The 19702-nt window shown below is 45.9% G+C and carries 21 protein-coding genes and 1 other RNA gene; 8 read left to right on the forward strand and 14 right to left on the reverse strand.

The window, feature by feature from the left end; genetic code table 11:
• Positions 1-58 precede the first annotated feature (58 nt).
• The 5 genes from sleB to cshA all read right to left on the reverse strand — a co-directional run bounded on the left by sleB (position 59) and on the right by cshA (position 4673).
• Positions 59-787, reverse strand: a complete 729-nt coding sequence (gene sleB / locus AC58QD_RS26815; RefSeq protein WP_497338105.1) for a spore cortex-lytic enzyme — start codon at positions 785-787, stop codon at positions 59-61.
• Between the two features lie 101 nt (positions 788-888).
• Complete coding sequence (fsa, locus tag AC58QD_RS26820) at positions 889-1548, reverse strand: fructose-6-phosphate aldolase (protein WP_497338106.1); 660 nt, start codon at positions 1546-1548, stop codon at positions 889-891.
• Between the two features lie 94 nt (positions 1549-1642).
• Positions 1643-1826, reverse strand: a non-coding RNA gene (gene ssrS / locus AC58QD_RS26825) — 6S RNA.
• A 71-nt stretch (positions 1827-1897) separates the two neighbouring features.
• Positions 1898-2749, reverse strand: coding sequence for a YesL family protein (locus AC58QD_RS26830; protein WP_497338107.1), 852 nt, complete (start codon positions 2747-2749; stop codon positions 1898-1900).
• A gap of 292 nt (positions 2750-3041) precedes the next feature.
• Positions 3042-4673 (reverse strand): degradosome RNA helicase CshA, encoded by a 1632-nt coding sequence (gene cshA / locus AC58QD_RS26835; protein ID WP_497338108.1) that lies wholly within the window; start codon positions 4671-4673, stop codon positions 3042-3044.
• 372 nt (positions 4674-5045) lie between these two features.
• Between cshA and AC58QD_RS26840 the strand changes: the two genes are divergently transcribed.
• The 4 genes from AC58QD_RS26840 to AC58QD_RS26855 all read left to right on the forward strand — a co-directional run bounded on the left by AC58QD_RS26840 (position 5046) and on the right by AC58QD_RS26855 (position 7706).
• On the forward strand, positions 5046-5609 hold the full coding sequence (locus AC58QD_RS26840) for a DUF4178 domain-containing protein (RefSeq protein WP_497338109.1): 564 nt from the start codon (positions 5046-5048) through the stop codon (positions 5607-5609).
• A gap of 24 nt (positions 5610-5633) precedes the next feature.
• Complete coding sequence (locus AC58QD_RS26845; protein ID WP_497338110.1) at positions 5634-6428, forward strand: DUF4247 domain-containing protein; 795 nt, start codon at positions 5634-5636, stop codon at positions 6426-6428.
• 96 nt (positions 6429-6524) lie between these two features.
• Entirely contained in the window at positions 6525-7361 is an 837-nt protein-coding gene (locus AC58QD_RS26850) for a YitT family protein (RefSeq protein WP_497338111.1), read from the forward strand.
• 156 nt (positions 7362-7517) lie between these two features.
• On the forward strand, positions 7518-7706 hold the full coding sequence (locus AC58QD_RS26855; RefSeq protein WP_497338112.1) for a hypothetical protein: 189 nt from the start codon (positions 7518-7520) through the stop codon (positions 7704-7706).
• Between the two features lie 17 nt (positions 7707-7723).
• On the opposite strand, the gene AC58QD_RS26860 is transcribed toward AC58QD_RS26855, so the two are convergent.
• Positions 7724-8881: an MFS transporter gene (locus AC58QD_RS26860; RefSeq protein WP_497338113.1), complete on the reverse strand. Its 1158-nt coding sequence runs from the start codon at positions 8879-8881 to the stop codon at positions 7724-7726.
• A gap of 179 nt (positions 8882-9060) precedes the next feature.
• Here AC58QD_RS26860 and AC58QD_RS26865 point away from each other — a divergent pair, with 179 nt between their 5' ends.
• On the forward strand, positions 9061-10242 hold the full coding sequence (locus tag AC58QD_RS26865) for a putative glycoside hydrolase (protein WP_497338114.1): 1182 nt from the start codon (positions 9061-9063) through the stop codon (positions 10240-10242).
• Position 10243: 1 nt separating this feature from the next.
• Here the strand turns inward: AC58QD_RS26865 and AC58QD_RS26870 are convergent, their stop codons facing one another.
• From AC58QD_RS26870 to AC58QD_RS26890, 5 genes are all read right to left on the reverse strand, one after another.
• Positions 10244-10789 (reverse strand): NADPH-dependent FMN reductase, encoded by a 546-nt coding sequence (locus tag AC58QD_RS26870; RefSeq protein ID WP_497338115.1) that lies wholly within the window; start codon positions 10787-10789, stop codon positions 10244-10246.
• 130 nt (positions 10790-10919) lie between these two features.
• The gene (locus AC58QD_RS26875) at positions 10920-11357 is read right to left on the reverse strand and encodes a hypothetical protein (protein ID WP_497338116.1); all 438 of its coding nucleotides are present in this window, start codon (positions 11355-11357) and stop codon (positions 10920-10922) included.
• Positions 11358-11372: 15 nt separating this feature from the next.
• Positions 11373-12374: an ABC transporter permease gene (locus AC58QD_RS26880; RefSeq protein WP_497338117.1), complete on the reverse strand. Its 1002-nt coding sequence runs from the start codon at positions 12372-12374 to the stop codon at positions 11373-11375.
• Positions 12364-13248, reverse strand: coding sequence for an ABC transporter ATP-binding protein (locus tag AC58QD_RS26885; RefSeq protein ID WP_497338118.1), 885 nt, complete (start codon positions 13246-13248; stop codon positions 12364-12366). The genes AC58QD_RS26880 and AC58QD_RS26885 overlap by 11 nt, the downstream gene beginning before the upstream one ends.
• Positions 13235-13633 (reverse strand): GntR family transcriptional regulator, encoded by a 399-nt coding sequence (locus tag AC58QD_RS26890; protein ID WP_497338119.1) that lies wholly within the window; start codon positions 13631-13633, stop codon positions 13235-13237. The genes AC58QD_RS26885 and AC58QD_RS26890 overlap by 14 nt, the downstream gene beginning before the upstream one ends.
• A gap of 222 nt (positions 13634-13855) precedes the next feature.
• Between AC58QD_RS26890 and AC58QD_RS26895 the strand changes: the two genes are divergently transcribed.
• Both AC58QD_RS26895 and AC58QD_RS26900 read left to right on the forward strand, forming a co-directional pair.
• Positions 13856-15136, forward strand: a complete 1281-nt coding sequence (locus AC58QD_RS26895; protein WP_497338120.1) for a DUF4097 family beta strand repeat-containing protein — start codon at positions 13856-13858, stop codon at positions 15134-15136.
• Positions 15137-15235: 99 nt separating this feature from the next.
• Complete coding sequence (locus tag AC58QD_RS26900) at positions 15236-15664, forward strand: peroxiredoxin (protein ID WP_497338121.1); 429 nt, start codon at positions 15236-15238, stop codon at positions 15662-15664.
• 67 nt (positions 15665-15731) lie between these two features.
• On the opposite strand, the gene pfkA is transcribed toward AC58QD_RS26900, so the two are convergent.
• From pfkA to AC58QD_RS26915, 3 genes are all read right to left on the reverse strand, one after another.
• The gene (gene pfkA, locus AC58QD_RS26905; protein WP_497338122.1) at positions 15732-16697 is read right to left on the reverse strand and encodes a 6-phosphofructokinase; all 966 of its coding nucleotides are present in this window, start codon (positions 16695-16697) and stop codon (positions 15732-15734) included.
• A 3-nt stretch (positions 16698-16700) separates the two neighbouring features.
• Entirely contained in the window at positions 16701-17729 is a 1029-nt protein-coding gene (locus AC58QD_RS26910; protein ID WP_497338152.1) for a tetraprenyl-beta-curcumene synthase family protein, read from the reverse strand.
• A 122-nt stretch (positions 17730-17851) separates the two neighbouring features.
• Positions 17852-18166 (reverse strand): hypothetical protein, encoded by a 315-nt coding sequence (locus AC58QD_RS26915; RefSeq protein WP_497338123.1) that lies wholly within the window; start codon positions 18164-18166, stop codon positions 17852-17854.
• A gap of 188 nt (positions 18167-18354) precedes the next feature.
• Between AC58QD_RS26915 and AC58QD_RS26920 the strand changes: the two genes are divergently transcribed.
• The gene (locus AC58QD_RS26920) at positions 18355-19677 is read left to right on the forward strand and encodes a polysaccharide biosynthesis protein (protein WP_497338124.1); all 1323 of its coding nucleotides are present in this window, start codon (positions 18355-18357) and stop codon (positions 19675-19677) included.
• Positions 19678-19702 lie beyond the last annotated feature (25 nt).

Consider the following 19702-nt stretch of genomic DNA (forward strand, 5'->3'; position numbering starts at 1 on the left):
CTTATATAATACGTCCTATTGCTAAATATTGTAGCATATTAAGAAGGGTTCGTTAAGTTTATTTGCAGAAAATGTGCTTCCCAATTTTTTTGATTTGCGGACGGGTCCAGATCCATGCGGATGTTGCTGTATCCGGATTGAAATAGTATAACGCATTACCGCTAGGATCCCAGCCGTTGATTGCATCCCGTACGGCTCTCAAAGAGGTATCATTCGGCGTTAACCAGATTTGCCCGTCCGCAACCGCAGTGAAAGCTCCTGGTTGAAAGATGACACCTGACACCGTATTAGGAAAGGACGAACTCCTTACCCGATTGAGAATGACAGCTGCTACCGCTACTTGTCCAACATAAGGCTCTCCCCTGGCCTCTCCGTATACCGCTTGCGACATGATGCGAATTTCCTGATCGCTGAATGATTGGGCGCTTGGCAAGCCGCCGCTTCCTCCAATGGCTCCGGGAGCCCAATTCTTAGTTGCATTATACAGCCTGAGCTTAGTCTTAGCTCCTGCCACTCCATCCACTTTCATCCCGAATCTGAATTGAAAGTCTTTAACCGCGCGAAGTGTCTGACTTCCGAAATCACCGTCTATTCGTCCCCTGTAATAATCCAGATACGCCAATCGGCCTTGAAGCTCCCTTACATCCGCGCCTCTAGATCCATAACGCACATCATTCGTGCTGAATGAATACGAAACCTTAGGCAGCAGAGCACCTGCAAGCATAGCTATGCATAGGAATACAATAATCGTCCAGCTTATTCTCAATTGATCCGAATTCCTCGACATAGTAAAAACCTCCATCCTAAAAGGAAGCTGCCTCACGCAACATTCAACTTAGTATGAAGGAATATAAGAGGTTCTATGCAGTTCAAGAGCATAAGCATCCATTAAAATTTACTTAGCTTGGCACTTTCCCAATCGGCTGTAAATTTCTCAATACCTTGATCTGTAAGCGGATGTTTGATCATTTGTTGAATGACTTTCAGAGGTACAGTCGCGATATGCGCTCCCAACAAGGCGGCTTCAATAACGTGAGCCGAATGACGAACGCTTGCTGATATAATTTCGCTCTTTATGTCATGGACTTGGAAAATCTGGCTGATCTCTCGAATCAGATTCATGCCCACTTGATTAATATCATCTAGTCTCCCAATGAAAGGAGATACATATGTGGCGCCTGCACGGGCAGCTAGAATAGCCTGGGTAGAGGTGAAGATCAATGTAACATTCGTCTTGATACCGTGCGCTGTAAGCCTGCTTGTAGCTTGCAGACCATCTGCTGTCATAGGAACCTTAACTACAATATTAGGACTGATCGCCGCTAATTTGCGACCTTGCTCAACCATTTCATCAGCTTGCAAAGAAATAACCTCTGCACTTATCGGAATTTCATTCCCGACAATAGAAATAATCTCTTTCAAGGTTTCGAAGAAGTCTTTACCTTCCTTAGCAATTAGCGAAGGATTCGTTGTTATCCCAGCCAGAATACCAAGTGAATGCGCTGTGCGAATTTCCTCTACGTTGGCCGTATCGATAAAAATTTTCATTTTCTCGTCCCACTCCCACTATGTAGTTGATCTAATAACATCCATAAGCAAGGATACGCATTAATACTAAAAAAACAAACCGAATGAATAACACAAAAAACCCGCATATGTCGTTCGATTCTCTTGTTTCAAACCCGCTCTCGCAGGTGGGTGTCCGCAACCATCAGTCTGAAGTCCCCTTTAGAGGGCATGTCATCGGGACGGCAATATTGGACTCCCGAACAATGTTTCATTGGTTTAAAACATTAGGAAAATCGTGACGAACATCGCAGGACCATTCGTGCTTCATTCGATTGTAGCTCAATTATAGGCTTAACGTTACTAAAAGTAAACCAAGAGACAACTAATGTTATTTCCGTTCCTGATTTCCATTTGCCGGAGGATAATCATTAGATTCCTCATGACGTTCAAGATTAGAGTTCGGAGACTCCGCTTCCAGGCGTTCAGCCTCCTGGCGTTCGGCCTCTTCCTTCTCCTCCTTGATCTTCTGTTCCTTCTCGGTCTTCATCTTGATCTTATCGAAAATCCGATGGAAGTAAAAGAACGAAACCGTTGCCAAAATACTACCCATGAAGAAAGGAATCAAGAATGTAAATTTGTAGAAACTGACGTATAGAACAGCCACATTGGTGACCATTAATAAAAACGTGCTAATCGGATTCCCGATGGTCAAAAGAATGGCATTCTTGATTAGCTGGAAAATCTTCATGTGAAAATGAACCATCAGGGAGAAGAAATGAAACATAGAGCTCGTTAAAATAACAAGGAGAACAATAAATAAAATCGACAATACACTAAGTGTGTTCCCTTGCTTCAAGTAAAACGTATAGTTTACGTATACGATTACATACAGCAGGATAAAGAAAATACCGCCAAGCATACTCTGCAAATAATTTTCCTTATATGCGCGAAAATAAGTTTTGAACAGTGGCACATCCGCATCACCTGTTACCCACTTACGAGCTACCGCGAAGGTTGCTGCAGTTGCAGGAAACAATGTAAATGGCGTTACAATCGCAATTAATGTAAGGGATTGTATGGCTATCTCCGGATTCTCCGATACAGCCAAAAGTCCAGCCAGCACCAAATAGAAGAACGGAAACGAACAAATGACCCACAATACATTAATGACTGACAATCTCATAATCCATTCCGATATTCGGTAAAAACCACCCATTAGCCCACGAAATTCCAATCCCATATCCTCCTTCAACCTCTTGTCCATTACCATAATAACTTATCCCGTTCTGGAAATGCAAAAAAATGTTTCAAGTGTTCCCCAGAAATTGGTCATCCACGTTTATGTAAACAATCCGAATGCCAGACGGTTATTTGTAGCTGAGTTCAGATTTAATTGCTTTTTTGCAACTAAACCACCCATCGGCAGTCTTAAACCATGCTGTAAAAAGCAAATATACGACATTGCCGTCCTTTTGAGCGTGAAAAAAGCCTCCGTAGAGAAGATCTCTACAGAGGCTGGTTGCATACACCAATTAGTTATTCACGAACTCTTTGGAGCCGTTCGGCTTGCGGCGATCGTCGCCGCCTTCACTGCGCTTGCGCTCTCCGCCTTCACGGCTTCCTCCGCGATCGCGGTCATAGCTGCTGCGGCTTCCGCCACTGCTGCCGCCACTGCTGCCTCCGCGGTACGAACTGCCTCCGCGATCGCTGCTGCGACCACCGTATCCGCCACCGCCGCCATATCCACCGCGGCTAGCGCCGCTGCTGCTGCCCTGACCGTCGCGAACATAAGAGCCCGGCATTCTGCGTCCGGAGCTGCGAACGTCTGGACGACGCTTCTTAGCGCGAAGCGGATCTTCAGGTGTCAACTCGACTTCTACATCGCGTTTCTCACCTGTCATAAGCTTCAATGCAGCTGCAATCAGCTGTACGGAATCATATTGCTCCAGCAGTTGAATCGCAATACCCTTAAACTCACCGAAGTTGTCAGAGTTCATAACTTCAATTACACGCTCAGCAGTAACACGTTGCTTGCCTTCAATCGCCTCAGCCAAGCTTGGCACAGGCTTGCGGGTAATTTTGTGACGAGTAAGCTTCTCAATGAAATGCAAGTGATCAATTTCACGGTGAGTAACGAATGTCCAAGCACTTCCTTCGCGTCCTGCACGGCCGGTACGGCCGATACGGTGAACATAGCTCTCAGGATCTTGCGGAAGGTCAAAGTTAATAACGTGAGTTACACCGGATACGTCCAGCCCGCGAGCTGCTACGTCGGTTGCAACCAGGACATCGATGCTGCCATCGCGGAATTTGCGCATAACGTGATCGCGCTGGTTCTGCGACAAGTCGCCGTGTAATCCTTCAGCAGAGTAACCGCGCTTTTGAAGTGCCTCAGATAGCTCATCCACCCGACGCTTCGTGCGTCCAAAGATGATCGCTAGATCAGGTGACTCCATATCGATCAGACGACAAAGCGCATCAAACTTCTGCTTCTCGTGCAGCTCGATATAGTATTGAGAAATAAGCGGTGCGCTAACTTGCTTAGGGATAACCGACACATGCTCAGGGTCACGCAAGAATTGCTTAGCAAGCTTCTTGATGTTCTCCGGCATTGTAGCTGAGAACAGCATAGTGTGGCGTTCTGCAGGCACAAGGCTCAGAATGGATTGGATATCTTCCATGAAACCCATATCCAGCATTTCGTCTGCTTCGTCCAAAATAACTGTGGATACATTATCCAGTTTGATCGTCTTACGGTTAATGTGGTCTAACAATCGTCCTGGTGTTCCGATAATGATTTGCGGTTTCTTCTTCAAAGCACGGATTTGCTTCACAATATCCTGTCCGCCGTATATCGCTAATGAGCGAATACCTTTGAAACGGCCCAGTTTGCTAATTTCTTCCGCTACTTGAATGGCCAACTCCCGCGTTGGGCACATAATCAGAGCTACGATGCGGTCTTCTGTTACCTGAATGCGATTAATAACCGGAATACCAAAAGCCGCTGTCTTCCCTGTTCCTGTCTGTGCTTGACCGATCAAATCCTTACCTTCCATAGCTAACGGGATCGTCTTTTCCTGAATGGGGGTTGACTCTTCAAAACCCATCTCAGTGATCGCCCGAAGCACGTTCGGGTCTAGATTAAAATCTGCAAAAGCTTTCAAATTGTTTATACTCCTTTACTCTAAGGGCTTTATATATCCCTTACCAAGTATTAAATTTACCCTTAAGCACGACTTTTATTGAAGACATCGGGTTCTCCGAATAGTGTACCTTTTTCCAACCGGCACGGTGCAACGTCTGACAAGTTTAGCATGCTGATCGCAAAAAAAAGCATTTTCCGCCTGGAAAATACTAGCCGAACTTAAGAATATCTTTGTTATTATAACACAGCACAGTTGTACATTTCCAGTGGCGGGTGCCTTTTACTTATTTTTCGATCGCAATCCCCTCTGCTTGGCATTATTTTTTGCAACGTTCCTTAGGTTTTTCCCGTATAATGTAACAAGAACATGTTTCGTGAGGAGAGACTACCTATGTCCGTTTGGAAAAGAATCCGTTCAATAATCAGAAGCGAATCTCATAAACCAGAACCTGCATCAGCCCAAACTTTGCATCCTTTGGAACAAACGACGGTTGGCGATATCCTGAGCATTGATTTGGAAGAGTACATCGTTACCGGGAAGGTCAGCTACTTCGATCGCGGTTATGCACCGCACCGATTTGCTTATTATGTACAGAATGGCCGAAAAATTGATTGTTTAATTGTGGAGAAAGGTCGAGCGATGGATTGTTATCTATGTGAATTTCTCGAAGGTTCATTGGATGATCCGAACGATGTGCCAACAAAGCTTGTCCTTGACGGAGAGACTTCCTTCGAGATGGAATACAACCGTAAAGATGTCTCCCGAACAGAGGGAAACACCGACTTGCGTAATGGAGACGATGTGCTGATATGGCGGTATTTCGCAGATCAGGAGCGGCATTTCTTCTTGCAATGGCAGGACGGCAAATTCATCGCTATGCAAGGGAACCGAATTCCGACAGCCGAGATCAAACGACTTCAGTCCACAACCACATCGGCGTCAACGAAAAAATAGCAGCAACAGGAGGTGAACGCCCCTATGAGACGATGGAAAGTTTGGATAGCCTTCCTTCTGATGGCGGCCTTAATTGCAGGTTGTACGAACGCTAGCAGTTATGTAAAAGATTCTTACCAGCTTGTCGACGTAGACGGGAAAGGGAAAGCCTCCGCCAAGATATACTCAGCAGAAGGGAAGACCGTCCCGCAGACAGCGCAAGACATCGCCGCCCATGAGAAACCTAAGGAGATCAGCAAAGAAGATCCCGAGCAGATGTTTCTTGTTTATGGCAATCGTATTATTAATGTTCATAAAGACCCCAATAACGAGAACAATGCACTGGTAGAAATTGATTCGATTGAGTATGCCAAGCAGAATTATAACTCTTCGTTTCTCGAAGGGTACATGACTGCTGTGCTTTTGCAATCTTTGTTCGGATCGGATTGGTCCAGTTCCAAGAAAAGCACCACATACACCGGATATGGCAGTAGCAGTAAGAACACGACAAGCTCAACCTCGACTAAGCAAGGGACGGATGTCTCCAACCCTTCCACCTCAGATCGAACGGGGAGCTTCAACTCTAAGGGGAGTACGAGCAGCAGCACCGATACGTCCAAGAGCGGCTCCAGCTCAGCGACATCGCCGTCAAGTTCCAGCTCTGGAAGCACAGGTAACTTTACGACCAAGCCATCAACATCATCTTCATCATCATCATCGAAAAGCAGTTCCTCTTCATCCGTACGCAAAAATGATGGTTCCTCACCAACAGTGAAATCATCAACAAGCAAGCCCAAGACCTCTAGCAGATCCGGCAGCTTCTCATCCAAGAAACGCTAGCCATTGCGATGAATACAATTATGAAGTCCGCCGACTCTCTATAGTCTGCGGATTTTTTACTTTGTCAGGACATACTAAATGTGGAGGGATCCAATAATGAGACAAATGATAACAGTGCGTGATGCAATCCATATGCTCGTAATTGCGTGCGGCGCGCTTCTGATTGCTACTGGCTTTAACATGTTCCTTATTCCTCATCAGTTGCTTAGCGGCGGAGTATCCGGTATTTCCATGATTGTCGGTTATTTTCTCAATTGGAACATTGGACTCGTCTATTTCGTCTTCAACCTCCCTATTCTGATCTGGGGTTGGATTGTTGTGGGCAGACGTTTCGTCTTGCTAAGTATTCTGTCTGTACTGCTGACCTCCTGGTTCATGCAGATTGTACCAAGTGATAATTTCAATCAAGACCCTTTGCTTGGAGCCGTATTCGGGGGCGTATTGATTGGATTAGGTACTGGAATTTCGCTTCGCGTCGGAGGCTCTTCTGGAGGGTTCGATATTGTCGGTTTCATAGTGACGATGAATCGTAATTTTCAACTCGGGACCCTGCTCTTCTTTTTAAATTCTTCCGTTGTGTTTGCCTTAGGTTACTTGTTCAACTGGGATCTGGCTATGCGCTCGATGCTTGCGATCTTCATCACAGGTAAAGTAATAGACACCATACATATTCGTCAGCTCAAAATTACAGCCTTCATCATCACTCAATACAAACAACAAATTATTGAACGACTGCACCAGCTTCCCCGCGGAGTCACCCTGGTCAAGACTGAAGGAGCTTTTACTGGCAATCACCAGGATATGCTTATGACTGTAATGACCCGTTATGAACTTGCGGAACTGCGTAAAATCATTCGTGAAGTAGATCCGAAGGCATGGGTGAACATCGTGGAAACCGTTGAGGTCATTGGAGAATTCAGACGTTTGCGTTAAAAAGGGCATGCCCTTTCGCAAATATGTGCTTCATCGATGCTCTTTTTATGGTATACTTAAGTAGTAATTTCATAATAGTTCTGGTTTACCCCTTGGCTCCAAAATTTGTATTTTCTGATCACGAATTTAAATTCGAAGGATTGGAAGGTGACGAAGATGGAAACCGTTAAACTGTCCAGGATTGTAATGAAATTAACTCCAGAATTGTATCCGTTTCTTCGCTATAGCGAACTGAATTCGGAGATCGTGCTTAAGAACGGCCTTGAAGCACTGGAGTCAGAAGATGTCATGGAAATTATTCAGTACAGCATTTCAGAACACCAAAAAGACGCCTTTCTCCAATAGGCGTCTTTTCTTGTATCTTATACTCTTCGTTTCCAATACAGCTGGGTAGCGTACATAAGCAAAGCGCCGAGCAAGCAGATGGCCGCCCCTGTGTTATACAGGTAAGCTTTTCCCCACACATCCATGATCCAGCCACCGCCAATCCCGCCAACAATCCCAGCCAAGCCCAAAAATATAGAAGAAAGAATAGCTTGACCTGTTGAACCGAATTCCTCAGGAACCAGACGAACCAGATATTGTATAGCGGCAATCCAGAATACGGCGAAGGTAATAGAATGGGAAGCCTGCAAAGCAATGAGAATGTTGGGATTCTCTACCGCTCCAACAACGAACCAGCGAACGGTGTATAAAAGAGTAGCCAGCAGCATGATGGTCATTTCATTATATCTATACAAATATCGGCCTAGCAGGGCAAATGTAGGAATCTCGCTGGCTGCTGCGAAGAACCAAGCCATCCCTAATCCTTTTTCCGTTGCCCCAAGGTCTATTAAGACCAGAGAAATCATAACATCGTTCATACGATGCGGTATAGAAACCACAAGAACGAGCAACAGAAACCATAGTAGCCGCCGATTACGATACAGAATCGTAAGATCTTTGAATTGCATGGGACGATGGTTGGGTGATGGATCCTCTCTTAATCTAGCAATTAATAGAAAAGGTATGATCCATAGACCCCAGAACAAATATTTGATACTGTCGACACCGCCTATCGACTCCAATGCATAGCCGCTAGTTAAAGCAACTACACAGAACCCGATCGAGCCCCACAGACGAACCGAACCATAGCTTTTTCCAGAACCATGAACGGATTTGACGATTAAATTATCAATCAACGGTACAGCCGGGTACATGAAAAAGTAAAGCAGCAGTACAAATAGAAAGGCAGCCGCGAAGCTATCCTGAAAAAACAGACCCAAGCTCGAAACGATCGTCAGCCCCCATAGAAGAACAATGATTCGTTTCAATGTACGATAGCGATCGCTTATAATTCCCCATACCGGCTGTGCAAACATGGCCATGAAAGGACCTATGTTCATCAACCACCCGATCTGTACAGCAGAATACCCCTGCTCTCCAAAATAACTAGGCAAATAAGGAAGCAGCACAGCCTGAATAGCGTAATAGGAAAACAAAATCCCTTTGAGGTTAAATAAGCTCGATCGTTCTGCCATAATATCTCCGCTTGTACAATAATTAATAGCCCATTCTATATCCTAACCGATGTTTCGCCAAAAACCAACACAAACCTACAAGCCGTTTCTTTCTGATTTTTCGTAAGCTCGTTGATGTTTGGTTACAAGGAAATAGGGTTACCTACTTCTATACATCATGAGGATCGAGGGGATATGCAATGGAATTGCTACTCACTGCACTATTATCGCTCTGGGGAGCGGTTAGCGGCTCGTATTCCGAATTGACCATGGAACAGATGCTGCAAGCTTACGCACACTATGCCCAGGTTATCCAGCAAGCTGAGCAGGCAGGTCAAAGCTCTTCTCAGGGCGCCCTGGTCAAGCAGGACCCTCAACGGAATGAGGCGCCTGTGGTGAAAGGAGTGTATGTAACAGCCCATAGTGCTGCAGGAGCTCGTATGGAGACGTTATTGAAGCTGCTTGACGAAACAGAATTGAACTCATTAGTCATTGATATCAAAGACGACTTCGGTTATATCACTTACCCTACGGGCAATCCAGAGCTAGAATCCTTGGGGACTACCAAGAAAATAATTGCTGATATGCCGAATTTAATGGCTAAATTGAAGCAGCATGATGTATATCCGATAGCCCGCATTGTTGTGTTCAAGGATACGATTCTGGCTAAAAAGAAGCCTGAGTTCTCATTCCTTAACAAGGACGGGACGTTATGGGATAACGGTAAAGCAGTGCCCGATAGCTTCGTCAATCCTTATAAGAAAGAAGTGTGGGATTACAACATCGCGGTTGCTAAGGAAGCGGTCAAAGCGGGGTTCAAGGAAATTCAGTTCGACTACGTACGATTCCCGGAAGGATTCGAGTCTCGTGCTGACCAATTGATCTACGATCATGATGAACGAACACGAATCGATGTAGTCGCCGATTTCGTGAAAGCGGCTAGGAAAGAGCTGAATCCGCTCGGCGCTCGTGTTTCGGCCGATATATTCGGGTATGCCGCCTCGGTGCCAGCCGCAGAGGGAATCGGTCAAGATTTCAAGAAAATCTCGAAGCATGTAGATGTCATTTCACCTATGGTCTATCCGAGCCATTATGGAGCGGGCTGGTTCGGCTCCAAGGTTCCGGACGCCGCCCCCTACGCCACTATTCTCGGAGCGATGACGGACACCAAGAAAAAGCTTGCATCCCTACAGGCCGAGAAGCCGATCATTCGGCCTTGGCTCCAGGATTTCACAGCCAGTTGGATCCAAGGATCGATTAAGTATGGGAAACACGAAGTGGAAGAACAAATTCGCGCACTAAGAGATAGCGGTGTTGAAGAGTTTCTCTTATGGAACGCCGTTAACACCTATACTCCAGGCGCGAGATATACGACCAAATAAACTATACTGCGGGTCCTCTCAACTGGCCTGCCATTTTCACGAAATAATGGAGCGTCTTCAAGGTCCTCTCCTTGATTTTCACATTCGTAGGTGCGCCTTCTTCATCGAACGCACGGTTCTCCGCACCAATGGAAATCCATTCCGGACAGTTGATTCCATGTACATTGCGGACCATCACCTGCATCTGTTGGAGCGGGCTCACCCCAACCGCACCGCCTGAGGAGCTGAGGGAGAGCACCGCCTTGCTGTCAAAATGATCGAATCCGAGATGATCGAGAGCGTTCTTCAATACACCTGATACACTGCCATGATAGTCAGGCGTACTAAGAATGATAGCATCTGCTCGCAAAACCGTTTCTTTCATGGCAATCAGATTGGCATCATTCGGATTGCGATTGTCAGGTGTATAGAATGGCAACGGTGTCTTATACAGATCGATTAAGGTTACTGTACAGCCCATCGCCTCCAGCTGTTTCATTAAATAACGGCATAATCTCGTACTGGTCGACTCCATCCGATTGCTGCCTGCTAGTATGGCAATATTCATTAATAATTCCACCTTTACTTTTTACACTTATGATATAGTTTAGTTTGTTATTTCGATGTATGCAACTTATTAGAGACACAAAACCGCCCATGCTGCTTGTGAGCAAAGGCGGTTTTTGCGGTCGTTTGCATTATTTCACTGTTGTATTCGATGCTGAATCCTTCAGTAATGGATCGATGAACGTTTTGGGAACTTCATAAGAAACACCGGTGTTGAATGGGTTCAGGTAGACCGTCGCGCCATTGATGAAATAGTGCACGAAGTAGGTTCGAGAAGAACCATCCTTGAAATTAAAACGAATGCTGAAGTTGCGGTTCTCTCTGTAATTGCTATTGCTCTCGCGAGACACTTCTTTCATATTCTTAAGAATTTCAACGGCACTGCGAATGGTTGCCGAATCTTTGTAGTTACGGTACCCGCCTTGCGTATGGTCGTCTACCGAAACGGACTCCATATTTTGTTCTGTTACGGCTTGGCGTCCTGGCTGCACTCCATAACTGAATCCTGTCAGCAAAATGACAATAACGAGCATGGAAAGCAATTCTTTGGACCATCTATTCGATTTCATCGCGATCTCCTTTCGTTACACTTTAAAGCGGATTCTCGTCAACCGTCTGATTAGAAGGGTACTAAGCACCAATGAAATGAACAGACCAATGTAGTACGAGACTAGCTCATTTCGGAATATGGAGCTTAGGAAGGCTGCTCCCAGGAGAGAGGCGCAGATGACAAACCCGATCTTCAACACGGTCTCCCCTATAGGAAAAAGCATTAATTTACCGTTATTCTCACATTTGTTGCGGCTGTAAGCCGCATAACCGCCAATCATGGAAATGATCAAGTAAATGGCTGGTATTAATATCGGCAAATCGTAGGCATAATCCATATTGATATTCAAGTATTTCACCAATGAGATATCTTCCATGAACCCATTGAAGGAATCGCCGCTTCCGTAGTAATTCATAGAGCGTAAGCCATGAACATCCAGGAATCTTTCAATTAAGACGGACAATCCCACTGGAAAATACGCAAGAATCACGGAAAAAATCATCTGGGAAGCCATACTTCCGCTTAATGTGCCGATGAACAAAACGGTAGAGTATACCGCCATGAGCACGAAGCAGGTATATATAAATTGAAAGCCATGATAACGAAGATTCATATACTCATGAATCGGCGAATTCAGTATGACAGCCATATCGATGACTGTATTCACCGCGGCTGATATCAGAATTAGCACAAATCCGAGCATCCACTTCGTCCAGAACAATTGAACCCGAGAGAATGGCAAGGCAAATGTCATTTCTTGTACTCCGTTGCGTCGTTCCGCTCCCATTAACATCCCAGCCATAATGGCAAGCAATATAGCGAGTACCATTCTGGAGGCACTCTCCAGGTCTCCACCGCCATAGGCGCCTGCTGCATCCACTACATAACGCACCATATGATCAATACGTTCTTCATCATCCAGGATCCATTTATCCAGTCGTTGAAGACCGAGGGTTAAGAAATGAATAATCGGGAATAACCAGATGATCCATTTCACTTGCTTATAATCTTTCCACCATAGCGCTTTACTCAGCATCTGTTTGACCCCCCAGCTTCCATATGAACAAATCCTCCAGCTTGACTGGCAGCGATTCGTTCAACAGAGGATCCACTGCATTCAAAGTATCCAGCGCCTCTGTCCCTTGTTCGGTTTGAATGAGCACTGTATATACCTTGCCTATATGTTCAAGCAGGTGAACATCCGACCGGTTCAGCCATGCATCTGGCGCTTGACCTTTGAATACGATCTGGCGTTTCATTACAGAGCCCGTTGAGGAGTCCATGGACAGCGATTGCTCGATAAAACCATTCTTCATTAAGAGTACGGTATCGGTAATCCGCTCTAGCTCATCCAGCAGATGGGAAGAAATGACGAGTGTTACCCCTTCCTCAGCCGCTTCCATGAGCAGTGTCAATACTTGTTTCTTCGCAATCGGGTCAATGCCGTTCGTAGGCTCATCGAGCAGTACAACCTTTGCCCGTGTAGCAAGTCCCAAAGTAATATTGAACAACATCCGCATCCCTTTGGAGAAGGATCTTACTCTGCGGGTGAGAGGCAATCCGAAGCGATTCATCGTTTCCTTGAAAAATTCCAAATCGAAATCAGGGTAAATCATGCTGTACAGTTGCGCACTTTCCTTGGGTGTGTAGCTATAGAACGCTTCAGGTGTATCTGGTACGAATACAATGCTGCGTTTGACCTCTGGATTCATGTGAACAGCCATTCCGCCATATTCTACCGTACCCAGATCAGGGTCCAGAATACCTGCCATCGTCTTGAGCAGCGTTGTCTTGCCAGCACCGTTACGTCCGATAAGTCCAGCTACGCTTCCAGGAGGCAAAGCGAAATGAATATTCTCCAGAACGATCCGGTTCTCGATACTTTTCCTTACTCCTCTAACGGTTAACATCTTCATCTCCTCCAAAACGTTTCCATTCTTCATCGGTCCAGACTACGAACTGTTCTCGGCTCACGCCTAGATGTCTGGCCTCCACCACAACTCTGCGCAGCTCAGTCTGAAGATGCTCCATTCTCTCGCGCTCCATCCCTGGGGCAGCAGTCCTTTTCGCAACAAATGTTCCTTTACCGCGCAAGGTGACGATTATGCCTTGTCTCTCCAACTCCTGAAACGACTTGGCCACTGTATTCGGATTCACTAGCAGCTGTGCAGACAGTTCACGCACAGAAGGCAATTTCTCATCTTCCTGTAAGACGCCTTTGGCGATCAGCTCTTTCATCTGCTGCACAATCTGCTCATAAATGGGCAGCATACTTCGTTCGTTAATATGAATCATAGCGCATTGGTTCAACTCCTTTATCGCGGAGTAGTGTACTACTCTAACTAATACACATAGTACATTAAATATTTTCATGTTGTCAAGACCCAAACCCTCTGCTTCATGTAAGAATAGATTCCCCGACTTAAGTCTAGCATTATGACGTTCTCTAGACCGTTAACACTTTCCCCTGTCTTCCTTATACTAATGTCTATGAGCTAACTTAGGAGGAAATTTAGAATGAATCACTCATCACAACACCAGTCACCACCCGACAATCCGAACAAACAAAGCACAGCAAATAACGGCGGCGTTCCACCTGGCGGAAATCGCGGTTCAGGGGGACGGATAGCAGGGGTCATTTTAATCTTGATCGGCGCCGTAATCGGTCTGAATTGGTTATTTCCAAATGCACTCCCTGATTTATTCCGTTCTCTCGGCGCTTCAGTGATTGGTTTGGTCATCATCTCCCTAGGGATTTTCTTCATCGCACGAGAATGCACTCCAAACCGGAAAAAGCCTTATCGACTTGGTCGAATAACAACGGGTGCTGTATTCATATGGCTTGGTATTGGGATCGCTGCAGCTTCGATCATTCCGGCAGGTTGGTATACGATCGCCTTAAAGTTATGGCCGCTTGTTCTTATCGGTTTCGGTCTCGAGTATTTATTCAGAAGACATGAGGGTTTAAAAACAAAATTAGACATCAGCGGACTCTTTTTGATTGCGTTGGTCTATATCGTAACTGCAGGCGTTCAGCTCGATCGTTCGTTCACTTTTCTTGTCGAGGGTTATGGTTACACCGTTCAGGATACACCGATTGTCGTCACACCTGCTCGGCTCGGTTCATTCCAGTTGGAAGCTAGCGTTGGCAATATTACGATCATCCCAGCGACCGACGATAAAGTTACCATCACGCCAACCTATCGGACATGGAGAGAACAAAGCTTGGAAAACTTGAAACAAAAATCAGAATTCGATATCCAGGAAAAGAATGGTGATGTTACCGTTCTGCTTCATAGCAAAAAAGCAATTCAAGGTATTCATTTCGTCGGCTTATATGAATACTCGGTCGATCTGCAAATCGCAGTTCCAGCAGAAATGCAGCTTAACGTAACAACAGAGGTCGGGAAAATTGATGTAACAGACCAAAACAATGTTCACAAGCTTCAGACAGACGTCGGCATAATTGATTTGAAAAACTCTAAGGGTGAAGATACAAGACTGCAAGTTGCGGTTGGAAAGATTACTGTGGAACAATATAGCGGGAAACTAGCGGCTGGTGCCGATATCGGCAGGATTGAGGTTGAGGGGGAACCAACTGATGATTGGTCGCTAACTTCAAGTATCGGTTATCTGGAAACCAAGCTTCCAACCAGTGGAAGTTACCGTTTTGATATGAACGTCGAGGTCGGCAGTTCGGATTATCCTCCTTCTGAATCCGCAAACGCAAGTAATGGTTCTCAGCAAATTCGCATGAGCGTGGATATTGGTCAAGCGGTTGCCAAATATGCACAGTGATCGACCTGTTGCACTTGAATTCTGTTGAACTTGGTAACCTGTCCAGTGGAAGGGTATAATGTTGCTTAACATACTATCTTACACAAGGAGGAGTTCAGGATGCTTGAAGTTGGCCAACCTGCACCATTATTCCAAGCAAACAGTACGCAGGGGACAATTAAGCTCAGTGACTACATCAACAAACAGCCGATCGTATTAATCTTCTACCCCATGGACGATACGCCTGGTTGTACGGCTCAGCTCTGCGCAGTACGCGATTCCAAGGCACTCTATGCCAAATATGACGCGGTCATATTCGGAGTGAATCAAGGAGACGTGAACAGCCACCAAGCTTTCGCCGACAAGCATGGCTACGATTTCCCCATCATCTCAGATGCTGACAGCTCCATTCGTAAGGCTTACGACGTCGGCAAGGTTCTCGGATTATTCCTTCAACAGCGAATCGTCTATGTAATCGGCCGTGATGGAACAATCGCTTTTGCCCGCAAAGGGACTCCGTCTACTGAAGAAATCGTAGCGGTTATGTAAATAAATAGAGCCGTCCAATCCTGCATATAAAAGCGCAGGATTGGACGGCTTATTCCATTATTGAATATTATTGCGACAAGCGAATAGCTAGCTCGTACAGATCACGGTCGAACTCTTTCTTCGTATTCACAACCGTATTAATATCGGTTACAGACAGCTGACCCTTAAGTACTCCGCAGGCCTTACCGGAATCCCCTTCAATCAGCTTCCGAACCGCGTAATCGCCAAGCTGGCTTGCTAATATCCGGTCATTGTGTGTTGGCGCGCCTCCGCGCTGAATGTGGCCCAGTACAGTTACACGCGGCTCGATGCCTTGGTGCTGCTTGATATGCGCAGCCACATCATGCGCGCTTCCGTACCCTTCAGCTACTACAACGATACTGTGACGTTTACCGGTATTGAAGTTGTCCTTCATCCGATTCCCTACATCGTCAAGCGCAAACGGAACCTCAGGGACCAGAATCGTCTCCGCTCCGCTCGCCAAGCCTGCATGGAGGGCAATATCGCCGCAATGGCGTCCCATAACCTCGACAATCGACGAACGCTCATGCGAGCTCATCGTATCGCGCAGCTTGTTAATAGCGTCTACGACAATACTAACAGCGGTATCGAAACCTATCGTTGTGTCCGTGAATGGAATATCGTTGTCAATGGTCCCTGGCAAGCCCATTGTCTTAATACCCAGCTTGCTAAGCTTATTCGCGCCTTGATAAGAACCGTCTCCGCCAATAACAACAAGACCGTCGATTCCGCGTCTCCGCAGGTTGTCAGCTCCCAGCTGCTGGCCTTCCGGTGTTTGGAACTCTTTGCAGCGCGCTGTTTGCAGAATGGTTCCTCCGCGTTGGATAATATCCCCCACACTGCGCAGATCCATTTGACGGATATCGTCATTAATCAGACCTGCGTATCCCCTCTGTACGGCAAATACTTCTAACCCATGATACAAAGCGCTTCTAACAACCGCTCGAACGGCTGCATTCATCCCTTGTGAATCTCCGCCGCTAGTCAGGACGGCAATTGATTTAACAGACATGCTTTATCCACCTTTCCTTCGAATCCATACACTGTTAGCCCAGAAAAATAACCTTGTCATTGGGCTGCCTCTCATAAGCTTCTTGGAAACCAATCTCACTTCTGGTTGACCATTCACCTTAGGGTCGGACAAATAGAGCGCCAATAAGCCTTCAATAATCATACGATGAAAGGCAGTATGAGTAAGGGTGGCAATATCAGCGCGTGCCCGTTCCACAATCCATTCTATCCGATTCACCGTAAGTGTAAGATCACCATAATAATTGCAGAAATTCAAATCCCCGCCAGCCTCGTCTTCTTCCTGATCAATCAAATAATCGAGCAGAATGTGCAAGCTGCATACATGCGGGAAATAAGCGCGAAATATCGCCTCAGACTGCTCAGCCGAGAGCTGCTCGTCCGAAGCTGCAAGAAACAGAAAGAACACGCCTAATGTGGATCCCGTTGCAGCAGCGAATTCATTCCATTGCAGTTCAGGATACAGCGCACGGTTCCGCTCCCACCACGCGAGCAGTTCAGCTTCTCTAAGATCCTTATGGATATGCTTGTACACTTGCAAATCACAGTATAGGCCAACCAGAACCTCCACACGCTGTTGGACAAATGCATAACCGGGCAATAAACATACGCAGGACTGACAAGTCCTCACGAGCTCGTTAAGATACCCGCCATCCTCGCGTTCCGTTCGTAACGCATAATAATCTTGCAGCGATGCAGACGGATTCACGGCATCTAACATAGATTGGTGAAGCCTGCGAAAATCCTCCGGATCAAGTGAAGTACTCCGATCACATAAATTGTCCAAGTAATCACTGATCGTCTGGAAAGCTACGATCAAAGGAATTAATACGTGACGCATCGATAAATTGGCTGCGGCATACACCGCACCGCCTTCACAGTGAAACTGCTTGTGAGTCATGCTGTCGATCGCTTGTTTCCTCAGTTCTTCGTCAGGTATCCGGCCCGCAGCCGTTCGCCAAGACGCAAGCTGAGCGCGCACTTCAGGGAGAACATACCGGTACACTCGATGCATCAATGTAACCGGGTTGCGGGGAACCTTCGCCGTGTTAGTCCATGTGCTTATCACGATGCTTGTTCCTCCATACGAATCCGATGATATATAGGTTCTATTATAATATAAATGAAGCCATATATCTATTGATGCGATTTCGATGAAAGTTCTTGATTAGCTCGGTACCATAAATGCAAGTCAGTAATGCAGCTAGCCAGCTCCGAGATTTCATAGTTTAATTTGCACGACAACGGGAAATCGTCTTCTACGTTCAACTGAAGCTGCTTGGCTATAATCATTCTCTCTATCTCATAGATCCGCTCTGGAATGCGCCCGCGGATTTCTTCCCACTTAGCCAATGTGTCGGATCGTTCTTGCACACTGTACTGCTCCCAATCTTGCTCGAACACAGGAAGTTCTATTCCCAACCGTATATCCATAACAAACAGGATCCTCATTATTCAATCCCCTTTTCATACCCGAGAATACTTTACCATGGAGGGCTTATTCTCGCCAAGTAAAAAAATAGTCTCACTCTTCTGCAATTAATTGTTGTCCCAAATGTTGGTTTGCCCCTATGCTTTATTGCCAGATTGCTTATGCAGTCTTATACTAGACTTTAACTAGTTCAAGGGGAGTCCTGACAATGTCCGAGACAGACAGTAGCCGGTTAACTATGAGGCAATTATTTGCTTTTTTTATACCTCTAGGTTTTTCAGCGAGCTTAGTCACCATTTCACATGTCATTATTAATAGTACATTGGCTCGTTCAGCCAATCCAGAAACGATTATTGCCAGCTATTCCATCGGTCTTAGCATGTTAGGCATTATAGAACGGCCTGCTATTCTGCTCAGGCAAACCTGCTCTGCACTCGTGCGTGACAGGAAGTCTTTCCGTGCCATGACAGCCGTAACGATCTATGTGCTGTTAGCCATGTTCATCGGGGGACTGATCATTTCTTACACACCGGCAGGCAGATGGATCTTCTTATATGGCTTCGGAGTAAATGAAATGTTGTTAGAACGCATTATTGATGTATATCGCATTCTGATGTTCGTCTCCATATTCTCAGGGATACGCTGCTTGTATCACGGCATTATAATAAGCAATATGCGTACCAAATGGCTAACGATCGGCATGGCGATACGACTTGTTGTGATGTACTTGATCTCTCTATATTATATTCATTTTGCTGGGGTCAATAGCGGCTCTGTAGGAGCTGTTATTTTCTTGGCAGGGATGATGGTTGAAGCGGCCGTGAGCAGTTGGGAAGGTCGTAGAGTACTGAAGACGTTGCCCGTGAAAAAGGAAGACCATGGTATCCATAATCAAGGTCAGATCTTTCGTTTTTACAAGCCGCTTGCGCTTTCCTCCCTGATCGTCATTCTGGTGGGTCCAGCGATTAACGCCATATTAGGTAAGACCGTAGATTTTGAATTAGCCATTGCCGCTTTTGCCATTGCTGGGAGTCTGGCCCAATTGGTCCAAAGCTTTTTCTCTTATATGCACCAAATCGTGCTGAATTTCTACCGAAAAGATGCAGCGCTTGTATATCGCTTCTCCTTGCTGCTAGGATTTATACCTTCTATTTTAATTGGGATTCTTGGATATACTCCTGTTGGCCCTTGGTTCATGGAACACATAATGGGTGTAAACGAGCGATTGATGATCGCAAGTCTGCATACCCTAAGAATATTCATGCTTCTAACCCTCGTCTACCCCTGGGTGGATTTCTTAAATGGACTTGTCTTGCTTCGGGGACAGACTAAGATTATGCTCTATTCCCAATCGGCTAACGTCATCATCACAATCGTTACGTTAATTGTATGCATCTTAACCGTTCCCCATTGGAACGGGATGATTGGTTCACTTGCACAATCTCTTGGACTTACGGGCGAAATAATTGTATTGTTATACGTGCTTCGCGCCTCCTCCAAGAATACAACCCGTTCCTTTCTATCTCCATGACGAGAGAAACTAACTTAAGGATGGA

Source organism: Paenibacillus sp. J2R1T-4, assembly GCF_059692235.1.

Bases quoted from the DNA above. Each gene is read 5' to 3' on its own strand.
- sleB (WP_497338105.1), bottom strand. From the start codon at position 787: ATGTCGAGGAATTCGGATCAATTGAGAATAAGCTGGACGATTATTGTA.
- AC58QD_RS26840 (WP_497338109.1), top strand. From the start codon at position 5,046: ATGTCCGTTTGGAAAAGAATCCGTTCAATAATCAGAAGCGAATCTCAT.
- AC58QD_RS26920 (WP_497338124.1), top strand. From the start codon at position 18,355: ATGTCCGAGACAGACAGTAGCCGGTTAACTATGAGGCAATTATTTGCT.
- AC58QD_RS26895 (WP_497338120.1), top strand. From the start codon at position 13,856: ATGAATCACTCATCACAACACCAGTCACCACCCGACAATCCGAACAAA.
- AC58QD_RS26855 (WP_497338112.1), top strand. From the start codon at position 7,518: ATGGAAACCGTTAAACTGTCCAGGATTGTAATGAAATTAACTCCAGAA.
- AC58QD_RS26870 (WP_497338115.1), bottom strand. From the start codon at position 10,789: ATGAATATTGCCATACTAGCAGGCAGCAATCGGATGGAGTCGACCAGT.
- AC58QD_RS26890 (WP_497338119.1), bottom strand. From the start codon at position 13,633: ATGATTCATATTAACGAACGAAGTATGCTGCCCATTTATGAGCAGATT.
- pfkA (WP_497338122.1), bottom strand. From the start codon at position 16,697: ATGTCTGTTAAATCAATTGCCGTCCTGACTAGCGGCGGAGATTCACAA.
- AC58QD_RS26885 (WP_497338118.1), bottom strand. From the start codon at position 13,248: ATGTTAACCGTTAGAGGAGTAAGGAAAAGTATCGAGAACCGGATCGTT.
- AC58QD_RS26900 (WP_497338121.1), top strand. From the start codon at position 15,236: ATGCTTGAAGTTGGCCAACCTGCACCATTATTCCAAGCAAACAGTACG.
- AC58QD_RS26865 (WP_497338114.1), top strand. From the start codon at position 9,061: ATGGAATTGCTACTCACTGCACTATTATCGCTCTGGGGAGCGGTTAGC.
- AC58QD_RS26860 (WP_497338113.1), bottom strand. From the start codon at position 8,881: ATGGCAGAACGATCGAGCTTATTTAACCTCAAAGGGATTTTGTTTTCC.
- AC58QD_RS26915 (WP_497338123.1), bottom strand. From the start codon at position 18,166: ATGAGGATCCTGTTTGTTATGGATATACGGTTGGGAATAGAACTTCCT.
- AC58QD_RS26845 (WP_497338110.1), top strand. From the start codon at position 5,634: ATGAGACGATGGAAAGTTTGGATAGCCTTCCTTCTGATGGCGGCCTTA.
- AC58QD_RS26910 (WP_497338152.1), bottom strand. From the start codon at position 17,729: ATGCATCGAGTGTACCGGTATGTTCTCCCTGAAGTGCGCGCTCAGCTT.
- AC58QD_RS26875 (WP_497338116.1), bottom strand. From the start codon at position 11,357: ATGAAATCGAATAGATGGTCCAAAGAATTGCTTTCCATGCTCGTTATT.
- AC58QD_RS26850 (WP_497338111.1), top strand. From the start codon at position 6,525: ATGAGACAAATGATAACAGTGCGTGATGCAATCCATATGCTCGTAATT.
- fsa (WP_497338106.1), bottom strand. From the start codon at position 1,548: ATGAAAATTTTTATCGATACGGCCAACGTAGAGGAAATTCGCACAGCG.
- AC58QD_RS26830 (WP_497338107.1), bottom strand. From the start codon at position 2,749: ATGGGATTGGAATTTCGTGGGCTAATGGGTGGTTTTTACCGAATATCG.
- AC58QD_RS26880 (WP_497338117.1), bottom strand. From the start codon at position 12,374: ATGCTGAGTAAAGCGCTATGGTGGAAAGATTATAAGCAAGTGAAATGG.